Here is a 15,848-nt window from a genome sequence, read left to right as displayed (position 1 = left end):
CATCTATGACCACCGGCGATGCAGGAATTAGATGACATTCTCGCGGGCGCATTGGCAGGGCTTCAGTCCGCCGGGCGCAAACGCGCCCTGATCCCGGTCGAACGTCTTGAAGGCGGCCGGATCCGGCGGCATGGGCGTGAGTTAGTCGATTTTTCCTCAAACGACTATCTCGGCCTGTCGCGGCACCCGGCGCTGATCGAGCGGGCGCGACACTGGGCGGCCGAATTTGGCACTGGATCGGGAGCGTCCCGGCTGGTCACCGGCCATCTTGCCGCCTATGAAGCCGTCGAGACCAAGATCGCCCGTGCCAAAGGCTCCGAGGCGGCAATGGTGCTGGTCAGCGGCTGGCAGACCAACGCTTCGGTGCTTCCCGCCCTGCTCGACCGCACCCTGTGGGAGGCCGAGCCGGTGGTGTTCGCCGACCGGCTGATCCATGCCAGCCTGTATGCTGGGCTGACCCTGGCGGGAGCGCGGGCACAACGCTATCGCCACGACGACCTTGGCCATCTTGAGGAATTGCTGGCGAAATACGCTGACCGGCCCGGCCCTCGGGTGATTGTCTCAGAGACCGTGTTCAGCATGGATGGCGACGTGATCGACGCCGCCGCCCTGGCTGCGCTGGCGAAAAAGTGGAACGCCCTGCTCTATCTCGACGAGGCCCACGCCACCGGCGTCATGGGAGAAACCGGCTTTGGCCTGACTCCCGGATTGGGAATCGATCTGGCGATGGGGACGTTCTCAAAAGGGATGGGATCGTTCGGCGCTTACGTCGGCTGCTCGGCAACGGTGCGGGACTATCTGGTCAACCGCGCCTCGGGGCTGATCTACGCCACGGCGCTACCGCCGCCAGTGCTGGGGGCAATCGACGCCGCCATCGATCTGGTCCCGACCCTGGCTGACGACCGGGCACGACTGGCCCGCAATGCGGCCCGGCTGCGAGCCGGGCTTGCCGAAGCCGGGCTTGACACCGGCCGCTCGGCCAGCCAGATCGTTCCGGTAATTCTGGGGTGCGAGCATCGCACCCTGCGAGTGGCGACCCGGCTGGAGGAGTGGGGTGTGTTGGGCATCGCGATCCGGCCGCCGACGGTGCCGCCGGGAACCAGCCGTATCCGTTTCGCCCTGTCGGCGGTTCATTCCGACGCCGACATCGACCGATTGATCACGCTGGTGCCCCAGGCCGTGAAGGAGACGACGTGATTCCCCTGCTGTTCGTTCATGGCTGGGCCTTCGATGCCGGGTTCTGGGAACCCTTGCGCGAACGCCTGACCGATTTCCCGGTGCGCAGCGTCGATCTCGGCTTTAGCGGCCGTGCCGACCGCCCTACCCTGCGCCGACCGCTGGTGGTGGCCCACTCGATGGGGCTGGCCTGGGCCTTGGCCAATATACCGCGCCCATGGGCCGGAGTGTTGGCGGTCAACGCCTTTCCCTGTTTCACCCGTTCCGCCGCCTTCGTCGATGGGGTGTCGCCCAGAATGGTTAGCCGGATGCTGACCCGCTTCGGCGAGGAACCTCACGCCGTCACCGCCGAATTCCTAAATCGTTGCGGTATCGCCGACGCCGATCTGTCGGGATTGCAGCCGGGACCGCTGGGCGATGCGCTGGACTGGCTGGCGACCTGCGATGAGCGTCCGGCACTGGCCGCGCTCGATTGTCCGGTGATGGCACTGGCTGGAACCGCCGACGTGATCGTACCGGAATCGATGAGTCGCGCCGTGTTCGCCGCCCACGAGCTGATCCTGGCCGAACGCGGCGGCCATCTTTTGCCGCTGACTCATCCAGACTGGGTTGCCACCCATCTCAGGCAGTTCGCGGCCCGCCTGCAATGACATCCCGCAAACAGCGGATTCAGGATTCTTTTTCCGCCGCGGCCTCCGGTTATGAATCCGCCGCTGGATTCCAGGACCGGATCGCCGCCGGTCTGGCGGCGCGACTGGCCGCCCTGCCCTCGCTACCGGACGGGGCCAGGGTCCTGGAAGTGGGCTGCGGCACCGGCCTGTTGACCCGACGGTTACGGGCGGCGGTGGGCGAGCAGGCCGACATTCTTGCCACCGATCTCAGCCCGGCGATGGTCGCCCACGCCCGCGATGCATTGGCGGCGGATCGTCGCATCGCCTTTGCCGCGATGGACGCCGAAGCCCCGACGATGGCCCAACAGAGCCTTGACCTGATCGTCTCGTCGCTGGCGGCGCAATGGTTTTCCGATCTGCCCACCGCCCTGGCCGATCTGGCGCAGCGGCTAGCCCCCGGTGGGCGACTGATCCTGACCCTGCCCGGCGCGGGCAGCTTTGCCGAATGGCGGGCGGCACATCGCGCCCTGGGGCTGGAACCGGGAACCCCGGCCTTTCCCGACGCGACGGCGTTGTGGGCCATGATGCCGCCCGATGGCGATAGCCGGATCGATAGCGAGACCGTGGTCGAAACCCACCGCGACGGGCTGGCCTTCGCCCGCACCCTGGCGGCACTGGGAGCGGCAGTGCCCCGCCCCGGCCACCGACCACTTGCCCCCGGACAGTTGCGCCGGGTGATCGCCGCTCTCGGCGCACCCTGCACCATGACCTGGACAATTCACACCCTGAGTTTTACCAGAAACGGGATTCAGTCATGACACGCGGCGTATTCGTCACCGGCACCGATACCGGCATCGGCAAGACCCTGGTCTCGGCGTGGCTGGCGCAAGGGTGGAACGCCGCCTATTGGAAACCGATCCAGTCCGGCATGACCGAGGGAACCGACCCCGCTTGGGTGGCGCGCATGGCACCGGACGTCGAGATTCTGCCCTCGGCGGTCGAGTTGCAAGCCCCACTGTCGCCCCACGAGGCGGCACGGCGGGAACGCCGCCGGATCGACCTGTCGGCGCTGGTCCTGCCCGAGACCGACCGGCCGCTGGTGGTCGAAGGCGCGGGCGGGGCGATGGTGCCAATCAACGAAACCGCGCTGATGGTCGATCTGATGGCAAGGCTCGGCCTGCCGGTGCTGGTCGTGGCGCGGTCCTGCCTTGGCACGATCAACCATACCCTGCTGACGCTGGAAGTGTTGCGCCGCCGCCGGGTGCCGGTGCTGGGCGTGGTGCTGAACGGTCAGCGCAACCCGGCCAATCGTCAGGCGATCGAACAGTTCGGCGGAGTCCCGGTGCTGGCCGAGATTCAACCCCTGCCCGCAGTAACGCGGGCGATGCTGGAAAGCCTGCCACCGCCCGCTTTTTCCTGTCCTTCCTGACCACTTCCCCCGAGGTGCCGCAGATGAATCCCGAAGAGCTTCTGGCGCTTGACGCCCGCCATGTCTGGCATCCCTTCACCCAGGCCGCCGCAGCCAAGCCGCCGATGCTGGCGGTTTCGGCGCAGGGAGCGACCATCACCGCCGCCGATGGGCGGCGCTTTCTCGATCTGGTGTCGTCGTGGTGGGTCAATCTACACGGCCACGGTCATCCGGCGGTCGCCGCCGCGATCGCCCGGCAGGCGGCGGAAATGGAACAGGTGATCTTCGCCGATTTCACCCACGCCCCCGCCGCGCAGTTGGCGGCTCGGGTGGCGGGTCTGCTGCCCGGCGATCTCGACCGGGTTTTCTATTCCGATGACGGCTCGACAGCGGTCGAGGTCGCGATGAAGCTGTCGCTGCAATATTGGCGCAACCGTGGCATCGCGGAGCGCGATCAGTTCGTCTGTTTCGAAGGCGGGTATCACGGCGACACTGTCGGCGCGATGTCGGCGGGGCACTCGTCGGGCTTCTTTTCCGCGTGGAAGGGAATGCTGTTCCCGGTCGAGACGGTACCGTTCCCCGCCACCTGGGACGGCGACGATTCCGTCGCGACCAAGGAAGCCGAAGCCCTGGACGCGCTCGACCGGCTGTTCGCGGCGAAGCCCGGCCGGGTCTCGGCCGTTCTGATCGAGCCGTTGATCCAAGGGGCGAGCGGAATGCGGATGTGCCGCCCGGCCTTCCTGACCGCCCTGGCCGAACGGGTGCGGGCCGAGGGTGCGTTGCTGATCTTTGACGAAGTGATGACCGGCTTTGGCCGCACCGGGCCGATCTTCGCCTGCCTGAAGGCTGGAATCGTGCCCGATCTGGTCTGTCTGTCGAAAGGACTGACCGGCGGTTTTCTGCCGATGGCGATGACCGTGGCGCGCGAGGGGATCTATCGCGAATTCCTCGGCCCCGATCTCGACCGTGCGTTCCTGCACGGCCATTCCTACACCGCCAATCCGCTCGGCTGCGCCGCTGGTCTGGCCTCGCTCGACTTGCTGCTCGACGACGCATGCACCGCCCGTCGCGCTGCGATCGAGGCGATTCATCGGGTCCGGCTCGACGATCTGGCGACCCGCGCCGATACAACCCGGACCCGGATTTGCGGTACCATCGCCGCTTTTGACGTCGGGGGCGGCGGCACCGGCTATGGTGCCGGGATCGGTCCGCGCCTCAAGGCCGCCGCACTGGATCGCGGGCTTCTGTTGCGGCCGCTGGGCAATGTGCTTTACCTTTTGCCGCCCTATTGCCTCAGCGACGACGAGCTACACCACGCCTGGGACGGGATTGCCGAAATTCTCGCTGAACTGGCCGGGTAAAACACGACCGCATAGACTGGATTCTCGATGTCGCGCCGCATCCTTTCACGCCTGCCCGCGCTTCTGTTGTTGCTTGCCCTCGCCGGCGGGGGAACCTGGGCATGGCAGCGCGGCGGCGGCATCGAGGTCGAGACCGTTCATCTGCGACGGGGCGCGGCGGTCGAAGCAATCTATGCCACCGGCACGGTCGAACCCGAAAAATGGGCGAGGATCGCCCCGGTAATGCCGGGACGGATCGCTGAAATCCTGGTGCGCGAGGGGGACCGGGTGCGCGAGGGCCAACCGCTGGCCCGACTTGACGACCGCGAGGCACGGGCCAAAATCGCCGAGTTGGAAGCCAAGGCCGCCTATTGGCGCGAGGAGATGGAGCGGGCCGCCACCTTGGCCAACAGCGGCATCCGCCCCAGGGAATCCGCTCAGAAATCGCGTAGCGAATACGAACAGGTGGTGGCGACGATCAACGCCGCCCGTCAACGCCGATCCGATTTGATGGTGACCGCGCCCATCGACGGAATCGTGCTGCGCCGCGACGGCGAAATCGGCGAGTTGGCGGAAGTCAAGGATGCCCTGTTCTGGGTCGGCGCACCGAAGCCGCTGCGGGTCACCGCCGAGGTCGATGAAGAGGATATCGCCCGCGTCCATATCGGACAGAAGGTTCTGATCAAGGCCGATGCTTTTATCAACCAAGTCCTCGAAGCCCGCGTCGATCGCATCACCCCCAAAGGCGATCCGGTCAACAAGACCTTCCGCGTCCGGGTGATCCTGCCCGACGACAGCCCACTGCTGATCGGGATGACCACCGAAATCAACATCATCATCGCCGAACGGAGCGACGCTCTGCTTCTGCCCGCCACCGCCCTGCTCGACGGCAAGGTGATGGTCATCGAGGACGGCGTGGCCCGGCTTCGTCCGGTCAGTCTCGGCATTCGCGGACGCACCGTTGCCGAAATCACCGGAGGGCTGGGACCAGACGATGTGATCGTCGCCGCGCCGCCGCCGGGGCTCAAGGCGGGCGACCGGGTTCGGACGAAATAAGATGGCCCTGCCGCTCGCGCTCGACATCGCGCTTCGGCATCTGCTGCACCGCCGTCGCCAGACCCTGGTGTCGTTACTGGGGGTGACGCTGGGGGTGGCGTTCTTCATTGCGATCTCGGCAATGTTGCAGGGCTTCCAGCGCGATTTCATCTCGCGCATCATCGACATCCAGCCCCATATCATCGTGATGGACGAGGTGCGCGAGCCGCCCCGACAACCTGTCGAGCGCGCGTTTCCCGATGCCGCGATCCTGCTGCACGGCCTGAAGCCGCGCGAGGAAACCCGTGGCCTGCGCGGTGCCCGCAACATGCTGGCAACGCTGGAGGAAGCTTCGGGCCTGCATGTCGCTCCCGCCTTGTCCGGCAATGTGTTGATCCATTTCGGCGGCAAGGACATCTCGGTCAATATCACCGGGATCACGCCTGACCAGGAACGCAAGGTCACCCATATCGAAAAGGATCTGCTGTCCGGCACCCTCGACGCGCTCTACACCACCTCGAACGCGATCATTCTGGGCGAAGGGGTGGCGAAGAAGGCCGGTATCCGCAAGGACGACCTCATCACCGTGGTCTCTCCCGCCGGTGTGATGATGAAGATGAAGGTGGTGGCGCTGTTTTCCAGCGGCATCACCGTGCTCGATAATTTCGACACCTACGTCCTGTTAAAAAAGGCGCAGGTGCTGCAAAACCGCCCCAACGTCATCAACCGGCTGAAAATCCGCCTCGACGACGTAGAACAGGCGGCACCGCTGGCTGCCCGCATCGAGCGGCAGTTCGGCTACCGCGCCGAACCGTGGCAGGAGCAATCGCGTAATGTGCTTGGCATCTATGTCATCCAGAATGCGATCATGTATCCAACCGTCAGCGCGATCCTGATTGTCGCCTGCTTTGGCATCTTCAATGTGATCTCGACCGTGGTGTTCGAAAAGACCCGCGACATCGGCATCATGAAGTCGATGGGCTTTCGCGACAGCGATGTCCGGCTGGTTTTTGTGATGGAAGGACTGATCGTCGGAATCGTCGGCACCCTGATCGGCTGGCTGATCGGCTGGTTGCTGATCGAATTCATGGCATCGCTGAAATTCGAGATGGAAGGCTTCGTCAAGGCCCAGGGCTTCGTGCTCTACCGCACGCCGCGCCACTACCTGATCAGCGGGGGAATGGCGGTACTGTCGGCAACGCTGGCTGCGTGGTTACCGGCCCGACGTGCCAGTCGTCTCAATCCCGTCGATATCGTCCGGGGAGCAGGATGAGCGAGGCCAGCCCCCCCGCGTTGGAGGCGCGCGCATTAACCCGCGAGTTGCCCGGCCCGGTGCCGGTGACCCTGGTGCGGGGAATCGATCTGACGATTGCGCCGGGCGAGTTCGTCGCCATCACCGGGCCGTCGGGATCGGGCAAATCCTCGCTGCTCTATCTGCTGGGATTGCTCGACCGCCCCACCGCCGGGACGGTGTTGCTTTCGGGTGAGGACACGATCGGGTCAAGCCCCGACCGACTCGCCGACCTGCGACTGGCGCGAATCGGTTTCGTTTTCCAGTTCCACTTTCTGCTGCCGGAATTCTCCTGCCTTGCCAATGTCGAGATTCCGATCCGCAAGTTAGGGCGTCTCGGCGGCACCGCCGCCCGCCGCCGTGCCAGCGATCTGCTGGAGCAGTTGGAGTTGGGCGAGCATCGCCAAAAACTGCCAGAGCAGTTATCGGGGGGTCAACGCCAGCGCGTTGCCATCGCCCGCGCCCTGGCCAACGATCCGCCGCTGATCCTGGCCGACGAACCGACCGGCAATCTGGATTCGCGCACTGCGGCCCTGGTGTTCGACATCTTTCGCGACCTTGCCCACACCCAGGGCCGCAGCGTGGTCGTCGTAACCCATGACGCCGCGCTGGCCCGCACCGCCGACCGCCGGATTCATCTGGTCGATGGCCGAATCGAAGGGTAATTTCATCTCGATTGTGGAACAATCCGGCTTCGCATCGTCTTCTTTAACTACATTGGCAGATGAATTCGGCACAGCCCCTTTGACGGATGCATTCATCAGCCCACCGTCATATAGTCAGAACCCATGACGAACGGAGAAAACCAGTGAGCGAAGGTAAGGTCGAAGCCCTGCTGTCCCTGGGCGGCGGCCGCCGTTCTCTGGTCGGGCGCGACCGCATCGCCCTGCTGGAAGCGGTCGGCACTCATGGCAGTATCACCAAGGCGGCACAGGCCGTTGGCCTCAGCTACAAGGCCGCCTGGGATGCTCTGGACGCTGTAAACAACCTGATGCCGCGCCCGGCTGTTCTTGGGCGCACCGGCGGACGCAAGGGCGGCGGCGCAACCTTGACCGAGGACGGCCAGGCCCTGATCGTCGCCTTCCGCCTGTTGGAGGACAAGCTGTCCCTGGCGGCGGGAATGCTGACAACCGGCGATATCGGTGGCCTGACCGACCCGTTTACCTTGCTGTGGAGTCTTGGGATGAAGACCAGTGCCCGCAATGCCTATCGCTGCCGTGTCGAGGAAATCCGGCAGGGAACGGTTAGCACCGAAGTCGTGCTTGCTCTGACCGACTCAACACCGCTGACGGCGGTGGTGACCCGTGAAAGCGTCGAGGATCTGGGGCTGGAACCGGGTCGCGAGGTTATGGCCCTGATCAAGGCGTCGTTCGTGATCCTGGCAGCGGGCGAGACCTGTCCGAACGTCTCGGCCCGTAACCGGATCAAAGGCACCGTCGTCAGCCGCGAGGACGGCCCGGTCAGCACGGAAATCACCCTGAACGTCGGCGGCGGGCGTTCGCTGACGGCGGTCATCACCCGCGACGGCGCCGACGAACTGGCCCTGGCACCGGGGCAACCCGCCTGGGCACTGATCAAGGCCAGCCACGTTATCCTGCTGGTCGATTAGACGGTTCCAGCACAATACATTCCCGATACGGAACGATCCGAAGTCGGAACGATGGCGCTTTTTCGCCCTATTCCAGGCGAATAGCCTCGAACTGGGTCGGCACGGTGTCCTTGAGGAGGCGGTCGATGCGCCCGGCTTCCGACTGTTCGGCAAATGGCCGCCTTGGATAAACGCGGTCGTTAACCCAGTTGGTGGACCAGTCGGTCGTCGTGGCGATACAGCGCCGGGCGAAGCCGGGCGTGGCGAGCGCATCCTCGGCCTCCAGACATCCCGACAAAAAGAGATCGACATAGGACTGCACCAGGGGACGCTCAGGAGTAGCCAGAGCGATACTGGAACCGATGTTCAGATAGATCCAATAGCGCCCCGGCGGCAATCGTTTCCCTCCCGGAACGGATTGAAGATTCTCTGGCTCGACGCTCCTGCGGCAGTATTGCGCTTCCCGTCGATCCATCGCCGCGATCTCCGCCGCATTGGCAGAGAAGGCTACCGCATTCATCACCGCCCCCTCCTGCGCGACCGCGCCGAGAAAGGTCGTGGTAAAGCCAATGTCGCTCCCCTTGGCAAACCATCCCCGCCGCATTCCCGAAACCTCAACCGGAATCGCCGGACCGGCGGTTGGAGCGGTGCGCAGCCGCGACCCTTCCTGCATCAGGCTGCCATATCCGATCACAAAGTTCTGGCGGCCATCCTCGACCGGAGAATTACACGGGCCGGACAAAGAACGGTTGGCGGCGAAACGAAGGGGGTCGTCGGCGGAAGAGAGGTCGCGTGCACACCCAGCCAACAACAGCGCCACGCCAAGCCACAGCGGCAACACGAAAGCCCGAATGGCCCGATAAGAAGCCCATGCCATATTGTTCCCCCGTTGCCCCGATCAGGCTTTCATGCTGGCCCGATCGGGGATCATGGCAAAAAGGCTCTATTTAAAGAACAGCGTCGCCCCCGCCAACCCAAGGGCGAGAACGAAGATAGCGATCGAGATCCAGGACGGCCGCGCCGCTCCCCGGCGCAGGGAAATCCGGTCGGAATAAGACAGACCACTCCCCGGCACGCCCAGCGTGCTACGCACCCCGTCGCGGCCGATATTGAGGGTTGCCCCCTTGCCACCGACCGACAAGCTACCGCCACTCTTGCTGAGGTTGATCCACAGACCGGGAGCGATTTTAATAATCTTACGGAACCTCAAACCCATCTTGGCTATCCCTTGCGGTCACGATGATCGCAATAGGATAGCGGCCCTCTGCGCCGCCGTCATCTATCGCAACGTCAGGCGTCACAACAGCACAGCGACCGGGCGGGTAAGGATTGAGCGGACGGCAAAAGCAGGTGGATCGGAACCGCATAGCAGCGCATCGAACTCGCCGACCGGAAGCGGGCGCGAGACGTAAAATCCCAGGACCAGCGCGCTAACGATTGGCAACCACCGCGTCTTCGCGCCCCGACCGTCGGCCGCCATCATACCGGCTCCGTTGCCGCAGGGTGAGCCAGCACAATCGAGACCAGCTTTTCCGGCGCGCTCTTTGCCGCCTTCTTGTGCAGTGCGATCGCCGCGGAAATTTCGTCGGTGCTGACGGTACGACATCCGGGCGGCAGCACAGCCAGAACCGCGCTGGCCGAGAGCAGCGGAAACCGCTTGATGTTGCCGTCGCGATCCTGGGCGACGATACCGCAAGCGACGCGGGCGTCGTGGTCATAGAAGCTTTCCGCGTCCGAGGCGAAGCGAGCAATCAGCCCCCCAACCGCCTCGGATGCCTCAACTTCATCGGCTCCCTGAATCGCGATAAAGAAATCGTCACCGCCAATATGGCCGATAAACCAGCGCCCCAGCACGGCGGTCTTGCGGCACAATTCGGCGAACAGCAGGATGGCGCGATCACCCTGACGAAAACCGTAGGTATCATTAAACGGCTTGAAATTATCGAAATCGATATAGGCCAACACAGCCCCTTCGCCCGAAGTGGTGCAATCGGCGACATATTCCTCGATCAAGACATTGCCGGGCAGCTTGGTCAGCGGATTTTCATCACGGGCACGGGCCAGGGTCTTCTCGTGCATGGCCCGGATCAGCGACCGGGCGGTCAAAAAGCCGTGATAGATCATGTGCTCGGTGATCAGGATTCCCTCGGCGTCCTCGACCGCCGCATAGATCGCCAGCATCTGGTCGAGTGGAGTCGCGATGTCGGCCATCGGGCAGCGCACCACGAAATCCTGCAATTTGCGCCCCAAGGCTTTGTTGGCGATCAGATCCTTGCCAAAAGCCGAATAGGCGTAGTTCTTGAGGTCGCTTTCCCGCACGATCCCCAACGGCCGTCCGACACGATCGACCACCGGAATATAGCTGGTGTTACGGTCGCGGGCGAAGCGTTCGAACATATCGCGGATCGGCGCATCGTTGATGATCGCGGGCACCTGATCCATCTGCTGGGATACCCAGCGCTGATCGATCTGACGGCGGCGACGATCTTGTTGCGCTAATCCGTCAAGGCGATGATAAAGCCCCAACAACGCGGCCGGGTCGGTTTCGGGCGGGGCGATATAAAAGCCCTGGACCAGATCAAGCCCCAATTCACGGCATACCGTCAGCTCGCGCCCGGTCTCGACGCCCACCGCGATCACCTCGATCCCCAAGGTATGGGCCATCCCGATCAATTGGGCCAGCACCACCCGCTTACGCGCCTCGGTCTCAATGCCGCGAATAAAGGCGCGGTCGATCTTGATGAAATCGGGATCGCAATTGATCAGTAGATTGAACGAATCCGCCGAACAGCCAAATCGGTCAACCGCCACCATGCCTCCCCGGCGGCGCATCGTCGCGGGAGGATAAAAGGCGGGGCCGCTGCCTTCGGGAAGACCAGAAATCTCGGTCACGATATGGGCGAATCCGGGCTGCAACAGGGTTCGGGTCGCGTCCATCACCGCGTCCAGATCCGCCGCGGCACGGGGGTCGAGATTGAGGAACAGCGCAGCCCCGGTCAGCACTGGATACCCAACGGCGCGATCGGCGACCAGGGCGCGGATCGCGATCTCCAACTCGGTCAGACGCCCGTCCGCCGCCGCCGCCGACAACAGATCCTGCGCCGAATCGACTCCGTGCCGCTCCCACCCGCGCACCAGCACTTCGTGTCCGAAGCACTGGCCGGAGTGAATGTTAACGATGGCCTGGAACGCTACGTCGAGATTGGAATACGTGCCCATCTACCAAGCAATCAACCATCCTGCCGGAATGGCCCGCCGGACCCGACACGGAAAGGTGCCCGGTCCGTCCGGTCAGGCGGGCGATATTATAACTGGCTCGACACGCGATAACACCGCAACCGATATGAGTAACAAATGAATCACATCCGGGGCTGTGCAGTGGCTCTTAATTAAAACTATTCGTCCTGTAAAAAGCGGGACAAACCCGTCTATCGTTTACCGACCTCGCGATCCCAAATAGGTTCGGGCGCTTCGAACCCACCCATCGCGGCAAGCAGACCGACCGGATCGGGTTCGACCGCGACCATTGCACGGTGCCGTTCGCGCATGAAGCCTTCGGTGGCAACGTGATCGAGGAACACCTGAAGGTGGCTGTAATAGCCATCGACATCGAGAAAACCCAGCGGCTTGGCATGAATGCCAAGCTGACTCCAGGTCCATATCTCGAACAATTCGTCCAACGTGCCGATACCGCCCGGCATCGCGATGAAGCCGTCGGCCAGATCGGCCATCATCGCCTTGCGCGCATGCATCGATTCGACGACATGCAATTCGGTCAGCCCTTGATGGGAAACCTCACGCGTTACCATTGCATCGGGAATCACCCCGATCGCGCGGCCACCGGCGGCGAGAACCGCATCGGCGATCACCCCCATCAATCCGACATTGCCGCCGCCATAGACCAGTTCGAGATCGCGCGCCACCAGCAGGCGCCCCAGATCGCGCGCCGCCTCGGCATAGGCCGGACGAGCGCCGAAACTGGAGCCGCAGAAAACACAGACCCGCCGCATTATCATCTCCCCGTTAAAATCCGGTCGAATGCCGCGACCGCCGCCGCCGGGCCGTCGGGATGGGTCCACACCCCGGACGACACCGCCAGGAAGTCGGTCCCGGCCTCGACCAACGGGCGGCAATTATCGACAGTGATGCCGCCGATCGCCACGCACGGAACGGTAAACAGCTCGCTCCACCAATACAGCAGGTCAAGATCGGCACGGGCTGGCGCGTCCTTGGTCTCGGTGGGGAAAAAGGCACCGAAGGCGACATAATCGGCTCCGGCCTCGCCCGCTTCCATCGCCAGATGGCGCGAATCATGGCAGGTCACGCCGATGATGCCGTCCGGGCCAACTGCCTCGCGCGCCTGGGCATAGGGCATGTCACCCTGACCGATATGAACGCCATCGCAGCCGGTTTCAAAAGCCAGATCGGGACGGTCGTTAAGCAGGACGGCAACGCCACGACGCTGGGCGGGCGGGCGCAGAATATCGACCAGCCGGGCCAGGGAATCGTCGTCCAGCCCCTTGGCGCGGATTTGCAGACAAGCAACGTCGCCAGCATCCAGCGCCTGCTCAAGGGTATGGACCCATTGGGCCGGAGTTTCGATGACCGGGGGCGTGATGAGATAGAGACGGCTGTGGCGGGGAGGAATGGTGGACCTCGTGGGGGTTCGGGGAGGGAATTGCCACTTGAAGCACGGATGGCGGCATCGTGGCAACCCGCCGCCCTGAAAGGATCACAATTTGTCCCTTTTGTTGCCACGAGCAAGAGCGACAGTCTTTCTCACCGAACGGCCACTACGGTCTTCGGTCCAAACACTAAGGACGAAGGATTTACCGCCATGAACGCCACCCGTTTCGTCGCCGCCGCCTTCATCGCCGCCTCGTTGCTGCCGGTCGCGGCCATGGCACAGCCCGCCACCCCGGCCACCGATGCCCCGGCTGCGGCACAGCCCGGCAAAGCTGACGCGGCAAAACCCGAGCATGCTATGAAGGAAAAGGGTAAGGCGGACACGGCCAAGGACGAACACTCCAAGGGCAAGGCGCACAAGGAAGACAAGAAGGGTCACGAAGGCGACAAGGCGACCGAGACCGGCGCCAAGCCTCAGCCCAAGGCTGAGACCAGCGCTCCGGCCGCTCCGGCGACCCCTGCCACTCCGGCTCCCGCCGCGAACTGATCGCGATCCGGCCAGGGGGGCAGCACCTTGCCCCCCAGTTCGGCGGCGATGGCGGTAACGGCCGCTGTCGCCGCTGGGCCGGATTCAAGCCGCACGGCACGGCATCCGGCCCGTAACGCGGCCAACGCCAGACCGGGAGCGGTCCCACAATCGAGCACCGCCTCGACCCGAACATCGTCGGCTTCGGCAATGATCTGTTCCACCACCCCATGCCACCAGCCGATACCGTGCCAACCAGCCGCGGCTGCGGGGCTTTCCAGACAGAGCGCCCAACCAACAACCCGCGCCGTCGCCAACGCGGCCCGCGCCTCGGCCAGCGACCCGACTTCGACCCGAAGCAACGGCCGGACTCTGTTCATTCCTCGCTCCACGGCAGATCGCGGGATCGGACCCGTTTCCAGGCGCGCTCGGCCTCGACCAACAGCGCCGCCTGCCGGGCAGTGTGCCACCCGGCGACCAGACCGGCGGCACGGGCATGGCGACCGCCCCCATTCGAACCGGCAGCCAGTTTAGGCGCGGCAACGGCGATATCGTTAAGATGCCCCAGCGCATCCTGGACCTCGGTCAGTTCGCCCAGAAACACCTTCATCTGCTTGCGCGGCACCAAAGCGGCAAAAAACTCAGCGGTATAGCGAGTCTGCTTGCACAGGATACGAACGGCGTGACGTTCTTCGGGCGACAAACGGGTCAGACTGTCGCCGCCCTGGCGCAGCATTCGCCGGGAGGTCTTGCCCAACCGATGCAGAGCAAACGGCGTGATCGGCGACTCCAGCTTGCGGCGGGGGGCCTCGCCCGGAGAACCCAACCAGTCACCAGCCTCGACCCAGGCGGTGAGGTCAAGAACCAGCGCGGCAAAGCGGCGGTCGCGCACCGCGCTGATTGCCGCTTCCAACCGGGTGTCACGATCGCTTTGCCAATAATCGCGCAAGGCGGCCAGACCAGCATCGCCGGGATAATCGTGAACGACGGGATCGATGATCTCAGACAGGAACACATCGGCATCACGGGCTGGTCCCAACCGTTCCAACAGCCAACGCAGATCGCCTTTGACTTCGGCAAGACGGGGGGAAACGACCAGGGGACGGAACACCTTGATTGCCGAACGCAGCCGTCGGAGCGCCACCCGCATCTGATGAATCGCCTCGGCATCGCCGGTCGCCAACAAGCACCGCTCGTTGACCAGGAGGTGATCGAGGCAGGATCGGGCAATGGTTTGGAATGCGGCCGCCGCCGTCAGGTTCGGCCCGATCAGCGGAATTCGCGCTTTGACGGGGCGGTTGGTATCTCCGGTCGCCAATTTGACCCCCCTTTCCGACTTGCTGATCGACAGCGGCCGCGCCGGAACGGTGTCCAGCACTTGTCTGGCCAACCGAAACAGCCGGTCGGGCGTGCCCCGCAGCAACTCCAACTCGACTTCGCAAATCGGCTCGGACAAAGGACCGGCCACCACTTCACCCAAATCGAGCGCGGCCTCGATCTCCCATCCGTCATCGACACCGCCCAGACGAAAGACGGTGCGGCTGATTTGGGTCGAGAACATCGGCGACAGCCGCCCCACCACAAAATCGTCGGCAAAAACGGCAAGGCCGGTCGAACGCAAATGACCGGGATCGGGAACCGGGCGCTCGACCTGCTGTTCCCACTCGGGACGGTCGAACAGCCCGGCACTTCCGCCGCCGGCTGCCTTCACAGTCTGGACCAGTCCCTCGCCGGTCCACCGCACCCGAAGCGATATGCCAGAGGCCGCCAGAGTGAAGTCAGGGGTATCGAAATAGATTGAGGCCATCCGACGCGGTGGAGGTGGAACTTCACCCTCCAACGACAAAGGCGGTCTCAGCGACAACAGGGCGATGTCGTCCGGCGACACCCCCAGCTTTAATTCAATCTCGCGTCCGTCCATCGGAATCCCGTCGGCTGGTCGGAGGGGATGATAACAGTCCCCCACCTTCGCGCCAACGCCCGGACGCGCCTTCGACGCATGAACTTTCGCTGACACTCGGATTAGGGCATATTGACATTTAGCACATGGCCGCGACGCGAGGGATTTTGCTCCCCAGGCAGACACGCGTCCCTCCGGGTTGCGTCGAAAGCCTCGACCGTAGCGCCGCTACGCTCATCGTTTTTCTCCTATCATTCGAACAATTTCGACTGCAACGCGGTTCATGCGGTAAGTTTTAACCCGCCCTAAGGAGGCCCGTCAGGGACTTGAGTGACCCGGCGATGTAT

18 protein-coding genes are annotated in these 15,848 nt (G+C 64.0%); 10 read left to right on the top strand and 8 right to left on the bottom strand.

Annotated features, from left to right (window positions below):
- Positions 1 to 18: 18 nt before the first annotated feature.
- The 9 genes from PHAMO_RS08245 (at position 19) to PHAMO_RS08205 (ending at position 8,470) form a co-directional block, all read left to right on the top strand.
- Positions 19 to 1,197, top strand: a complete 1,179-nt coding sequence (locus PHAMO_RS08245) for an aminotransferase class I/II-fold pyridoxal phosphate-dependent enzyme (protein WP_002728295.1) — start codon at positions 19 to 21, stop codon at positions 1,195 to 1,197.
- Positions 1,194 to 1,826 carry an alpha/beta fold hydrolase gene (locus tag PHAMO_RS08240; protein WP_002728293.1) on the top strand — a complete coding sequence of 211 codons (633 nt, stop codon included), beginning with the start codon at positions 1,194 to 1,196 and terminating at the stop codon, positions 1,824 to 1,826. Before PHAMO_RS08245 ends, PHAMO_RS08240 begins: the two co-directional genes overlap by 4 nt.
- The gene (locus PHAMO_RS08235) at positions 1,823 to 2,605 is read left to right on the top strand and encodes a methyltransferase domain-containing protein (RefSeq protein WP_002728291.1); all 783 of its coding nucleotides are present in this window, start codon (positions 1,823 to 1,825) and stop codon (positions 2,603 to 2,605) included. Before PHAMO_RS08240 ends, PHAMO_RS08235 begins: the two co-directional genes overlap by 4 nt.
- Complete coding sequence (bioD, locus tag PHAMO_RS08230) at positions 2,602 to 3,216, top strand: dethiobiotin synthase (RefSeq protein WP_002728289.1); 615 nt, start codon at positions 2,602 to 2,604, stop codon at positions 3,214 to 3,216. Before PHAMO_RS08235 ends, bioD begins: the two co-directional genes overlap by 4 nt.
- A gap of 23 nt (positions 3,217 to 3,239) precedes the next feature.
- Entirely contained in the window at positions 3,240 to 4,556 is a 1,317-nt protein-coding gene (locus PHAMO_RS08225) for an adenosylmethionine--8-amino-7-oxononanoate transaminase (RefSeq protein ID WP_002728287.1), read from the top strand.
- Positions 4,557 to 4,583: 27 nt separating this feature from the next.
- Complete coding sequence (locus PHAMO_RS08220) at positions 4,584 to 5,591, top strand: efflux RND transporter periplasmic adaptor subunit (RefSeq protein WP_002728285.1); 1,008 nt, start codon at positions 4,584 to 4,586, stop codon at positions 5,589 to 5,591.
- 1 nt (position 5,592) lies between these two features.
- Positions 5,593 to 6,843 carry an ABC transporter permease gene (locus PHAMO_RS08215; protein ID WP_002728283.1) on the top strand — a complete coding sequence of 417 codons (1,251 nt, stop codon included), beginning with the start codon at positions 5,593 to 5,595 and terminating at the stop codon, positions 6,841 to 6,843.
- Positions 6,840 to 7,526 carry an ABC transporter ATP-binding protein gene (locus PHAMO_RS08210; protein ID WP_002728281.1) on the top strand — a complete coding sequence of 229 codons (687 nt, stop codon included), beginning with the start codon at positions 6,840 to 6,842 and terminating at the stop codon, positions 7,524 to 7,526. The genes PHAMO_RS08215 and PHAMO_RS08210 overlap by 4 nt, the downstream gene beginning before the upstream one ends.
- A gap of 143 nt (positions 7,527 to 7,669) precedes the next feature.
- On the top strand, positions 7,670 to 8,470 hold the full coding sequence (locus PHAMO_RS08205) for a TOBE domain-containing protein (RefSeq protein ID WP_002728279.1): 801 nt from the start codon (positions 7,670 to 7,672) through the stop codon (positions 8,468 to 8,470).
- Between the two features lie 67 nt (positions 8,471 to 8,537).
- Here the strand turns inward: PHAMO_RS08205 and PHAMO_RS08200 are convergent, their stop codons facing one another.
- The 6 genes from PHAMO_RS08200 to thiE all read right to left on the bottom strand — a co-directional run bounded on the left by PHAMO_RS08200 (position 8,538) and on the right by thiE (position 13,163).
- Complete coding sequence (locus tag PHAMO_RS08200) at positions 8,538 to 9,326, bottom strand: gamma-glutamylcyclotransferase family protein (RefSeq protein ID WP_002728277.1); 789 nt, start codon at positions 9,324 to 9,326, stop codon at positions 8,538 to 8,540.
- 66 nt (positions 9,327 to 9,392) lie between these two features.
- Positions 9,393 to 9,665, bottom strand: a complete 273-nt coding sequence (locus PHAMO_RS08195) for a DUF4236 domain-containing protein (protein WP_002728275.1) — start codon at positions 9,663 to 9,665, stop codon at positions 9,393 to 9,395.
- Between the two features lie 81 nt (positions 9,666 to 9,746).
- Positions 9,747 to 9,932 carry a hypothetical protein gene (locus PHAMO_RS08190; protein WP_155801615.1) on the bottom strand — a complete coding sequence of 62 codons (186 nt, stop codon included), beginning with the start codon at positions 9,930 to 9,932 and terminating at the stop codon, positions 9,747 to 9,749.
- A complete protein-coding gene (locus tag PHAMO_RS08185) occupies positions 9,929 to 11,668 on the bottom strand; it encodes a bifunctional diguanylate cyclase/phosphodiesterase (protein WP_002728273.1) in 1,740 nt (579 codons plus the stop codon). The genes PHAMO_RS08190 and PHAMO_RS08185 overlap by 4 nt, the downstream gene beginning before the upstream one ends.
- Positions 11,669 to 11,877: 209 nt before the next feature.
- Entirely contained in the window at positions 11,878 to 12,459 is a 582-nt protein-coding gene (locus tag PHAMO_RS08180) for an LOG family protein (protein ID WP_040566461.1), read from the bottom strand.
- A 2-nt stretch (positions 12,460 to 12,461) separates the two neighbouring features.
- Complete coding sequence (gene thiE / locus PHAMO_RS08175) at positions 12,462 to 13,163, bottom strand: thiamine phosphate synthase (RefSeq protein WP_002728270.1); 702 nt, start codon at positions 13,161 to 13,163, stop codon at positions 12,462 to 12,464.
- Between the two features lie 123 nt (positions 13,164 to 13,286).
- On the opposite strand from thiE, the gene PHAMO_RS08170 reads away from it, so the two are divergent.
- The gene (locus PHAMO_RS08170; protein WP_002728267.1) at positions 13,287 to 13,622 is read left to right on the top strand and encodes a hypothetical protein; all 336 of its coding nucleotides are present in this window, start codon (positions 13,287 to 13,289) and stop codon (positions 13,620 to 13,622) included.
- Here the strand turns inward: PHAMO_RS08170 and PHAMO_RS18475 are convergent.
- Positions 13,550 to 13,981, bottom strand: a complete 432-nt coding sequence (locus tag PHAMO_RS18475) for a hypothetical protein (protein ID WP_002728254.1) — start codon at positions 13,979 to 13,981, stop codon at positions 13,550 to 13,552. The genes PHAMO_RS08170 and PHAMO_RS18475 overlap by 73 nt on opposite strands.
- A complete protein-coding gene (locus PHAMO_RS08160) occupies positions 13,978 to 15,522 on the bottom strand; it encodes a CYTH and CHAD domain-containing protein (protein WP_002728252.1) in 1,545 nt (514 codons plus the stop codon). The genes PHAMO_RS18475 and PHAMO_RS08160 overlap by 4 nt, the downstream gene beginning before the upstream one ends.
- Positions 15,523 to 15,848 lie beyond the last annotated feature (326 nt).

It is taken from the genome of Magnetospirillum molischianum DSM 120, assembly GCF_000294655.1.
GTDB classification, from domain to species: Bacteria; Pseudomonadota; Alphaproteobacteria; order Rhodospirillales; family Magnetospirillaceae; genus Phaeospirillum; species Phaeospirillum molischianum.
This window is presented reverse-complemented; position numbering and strand designations above follow the sequence as displayed.

Coding starts and splice junctions, on each gene's coding strand:
- PHAMO_RS08245 (WP_002728295.1), top strand. CDS start 19: ATGCAGGAATTAGATGACATTCTCGCGGGCGCATTGGCAGGGCTTCAG.
- PHAMO_RS08235 (WP_002728291.1), top strand. CDS start 1,823: ATGACATCCCGCAAACAGCGGATTCAGGATTCTTTTTCCGCCGCGGCC.
- bioD (WP_002728289.1), top strand. CDS start 2,602: ATGACACGCGGCGTATTCGTCACCGGCACCGATACCGGCATCGGCAAG.
- PHAMO_RS08225 (WP_002728287.1), top strand. CDS start 3,240: ATGAATCCCGAAGAGCTTCTGGCGCTTGACGCCCGCCATGTCTGGCAT.
- PHAMO_RS08220 (WP_002728285.1), top strand. CDS start 4,584: ATGTCGCGCCGCATCCTTTCACGCCTGCCCGCGCTTCTGTTGTTGCTT.
- PHAMO_RS08215 (WP_002728283.1), top strand. CDS start 5,593: ATGGCCCTGCCGCTCGCGCTCGACATCGCGCTTCGGCATCTGCTGCAC.
- PHAMO_RS08210 (WP_002728281.1), top strand. CDS start 6,840: ATGAGCGAGGCCAGCCCCCCCGCGTTGGAGGCGCGCGCATTAACCCGC.
- PHAMO_RS08200 (WP_002728277.1), bottom strand. CDS start 9,326: ATGGCATGGGCTTCTTATCGGGCCATTCGGGCTTTCGTGTTGCCGCTG.
- PHAMO_RS08195 (WP_002728275.1), bottom strand. CDS start 9,665: ATGGGTTTGAGGTTCCGTAAGATTATTAAAATCGCTCCCGGTCTGTGG.
- PHAMO_RS08190 (WP_155801615.1), bottom strand. CDS start 9,932: ATGATGGCGGCCGACGGTCGGGGCGCGAAGACGCGGTGGTTGCCAATC.
- PHAMO_RS08185 (WP_002728273.1), bottom strand. CDS start 11,668: ATGGGCACGTATTCCAATCTCGACGTAGCGTTCCAGGCCATCGTTAAC.
- PHAMO_RS08180 (WP_040566461.1), bottom strand. CDS start 12,459: ATGCGGCGGGTCTGTGTTTTCTGCGGCTCCAGTTTCGGCGCTCGTCCG.
- PHAMO_RS08170 (WP_002728267.1), top strand. CDS start 13,287: ATGAACGCCACCCGTTTCGTCGCCGCCGCCTTCATCGCCGCCTCGTTG.
- PHAMO_RS18475 (WP_002728254.1), bottom strand. CDS start 13,981: ATGAACAGAGTCCGGCCGTTGCTTCGGGTCGAAGTCGGGTCGCTGGCC.
- PHAMO_RS08160 (WP_002728252.1), bottom strand. CDS start 15,522: ATGGACGGACGCGAGATTGAATTAAAGCTGGGGGTGTCGCCGGACGAC.